The sequence below is a fragment of the Neisseria sp. P0022.S010 genome, assembly GCF_051956635.1.
Window position 1 is genome coordinate 1 of sequence record NZ_JBQCXF010000491.1, and the last position, 2,144, is coordinate 2,144.

The 2,144-nt window shown below is 55.5% G+C and carries 2 protein-coding genes; both read right to left on the minus strand.

Features of this window, described 5'->3' with window-relative positions; translation table 11 throughout:
- Positions 1 to 159 precede the first annotated feature (159 nt).
- Positions 160 to 636 (minus strand): cupin domain-containing protein, encoded by a 477-nt coding sequence (locus ACTHUT_RS18500; RefSeq protein WP_250601706.1) that lies wholly within the window; start codon positions 634 to 636, stop codon positions 160 to 162.
- Positions 637 to 733: 97 nt separating this feature from the next.
- Positions 734 to 2,143, minus strand: a complete 1,410-nt coding sequence (locus ACTHUT_RS18505; RefSeq protein ID WP_250599861.1) for a leucyl aminopeptidase — start codon at positions 2,141 to 2,143, stop codon at positions 734 to 736.
- Position 2,144: the final 1 nt, after the last annotated feature.

Consider the following 2,144-nt stretch of genomic DNA (forward strand, 5'->3'; position numbering starts at 1 on the left):
TCGGAAACCTAATATCTTAAAAATAATAAAAAGACGGAAATAGCGGCAGTACGCCACCCTTCCGGTTTGTTTGCAAAGCATCATGTTGCCTAAATAGCAAAAAAAGGTCGTCTGAAAACCAGATTCCGTTTTCAGACGACCTTGTCGGTTAGGTGACTGCTATTTGGCAGCTTTGACTGCGGCGGTTTCGGCAATCAAGTCAAGGAAGACCAGCGGCTCTTTGCCGATATTTTTCAACGCATGGGACTGACCCGGACGGGCGATGGTGATGTCGCCGGCGCCGACTGGGGTCTGTTTGCCCGTGCTGTCGGTGAACACGCCTTTGCCCGATACGATGATGTAAACGTCTTCGTTGTCGGTGTGTTTGTGTTCGCCGATGGATGCGCCCGGCGGCAGGGTCAGCCAGCCGATTTCTCTAAACGCGTCTTGTGCGGCGGTCTGGTGACGGGTGAAGGCGAAACTGCCGAGCAACGGGCCTTTGCCTCCGGCTGCGTTTTCGCGATTCCACACTGCCAAGTCGGCTTTTTTATACACTTGGACGCTGCGGTCGGTCGGTTTCGCCTGTTCCGCAGCTTGAACGCTGGCGGTCGTGCCGAGCAGAAAGGCGACGGACAATACGGCAAATAGCGGTTTCATCATGGTTCTCCGTTTGTTGGGTTGTGTCAGAAGATGATGCGGTTCCGTTTTCAGACGACCTGCGGAGGCGATGGCTTTGCCCTGCAGGTGTCCAAGTTTATTTTACGTTGCGCAGATAGTTCAGCAACAGGGGAACGGGGCGGCCGGTTGCGCCTTTTTCGCTGCCTGATTTCCATGCCGTACCCGCGATGTCGAGGTGCGCCCACGGGTAGTCTTCGGTGAAGTAAGACAGGAAGGTGGCGGCGGTAATCGTGCCTGCGCCGGGTGTGCCGATGTTGGGGATGTCGGCGAAGTTGGATTTGAGTTGGTCTTTGTAGGTTTCAAAGAGCGGCAGTTGCCATGCTTTGTCGTCCACGTTGCGGGAAGCGGCCAGCAGGCTGTCGACCAAATCCTGATTGTTGCCCATCACGCCGCTGACGTCATGACCCAAGGCGATGATACACGCGCCGGTCAGGGTGGCGACGTCGATGACGGCTTTGGGCTTGAACTGCTCGGCGTAAGTGAGCGCATCGCACAAAATCAGACGACCTTCGGCATCGGTGTTCAACACTTCAATCGTCAAGCCTTTCATGCTTTTCACGACGTCGCCCGGTTTGTTTGCCGCGCCGGAAGGCATGTTTTCGCAAGTGGCGACAACGGCGACGAGGTTAATCGGCAGTTGCAGTTTGACGGCGGCGCAGAAGGTACTGATGACGGTTGCCGCGCCGCACATGTCGAACTTCATTTCGTCCATGTTCAGGCCGGGTTTGAGGGAAATGCCGCCGGTGTCGAAGGTAATGCCTTTGCCGACCAATACTACAGGCGCGGCTTCTTTGTCGGCTGCACCGAAATAGCTCAATTCGACCAAATATGGGTCTTCGACGCTGCCTTTGGCGACAGACCAGAACGAACCCATGTTTTCTTTGATGTAGTCTTTTTCAATGATTTTGGCGTGTGCGCCCAATTTTTCGGCTTCGGCTTTGGCGGTACGCGCGAGGAATTCAGGCGTGCATTCGTTGGGTGCGGCATTGCCCAAGTCGCGGCAGAGGCTTTGTCCGTAAACCTGCGCTTCGGCAACGCGCAGGGCTTCTTTGACGGCGGCTTCGTGTGCGCTGTGGAACACGGCTTCTGCAAATTTGGCCGGTTTGGCTTCTTTTTTGTAGCGGTCGAAACGGTAGGCGGCATTGCTGAACGCTATCGCAAACGCTTCGGCAACGGCTGCTGCTTGCGCTTCTTCAAAGGCGTGAACGTCCACATTGACCGTTTCTTGATTTTGCGCCCATTTGGCGGCTTCGGCTGCGGCTTTGTTCAGCGCGGCGCGGTCGGTTTTTTCGAGGCGGGCAACGGCAATGGCTTGCAAACCGTTGTCCGTCGGGATTTTGGTGTCGGCGAAATTTTGACCTTCTTCAAGGGAAGCGAAGAGGGCGAGGGCAGTCGGGTTGCTCAGTTGCGATGCTTCGGCGCAGACAAATAATTGCGCACCTGCCTGTTGAGCCTGCAAAGTTTCGGCTTTTGTGCTAAATTTCACG

Coding starts and splice junctions, on each gene's coding strand:
- ACTHUT_RS18500 (WP_250601706.1), bottom strand. CDS start 636: ATGAAACCGCTATTTGCCGTATTGTCCGTCGCCTTTCTGCTCGGCACG.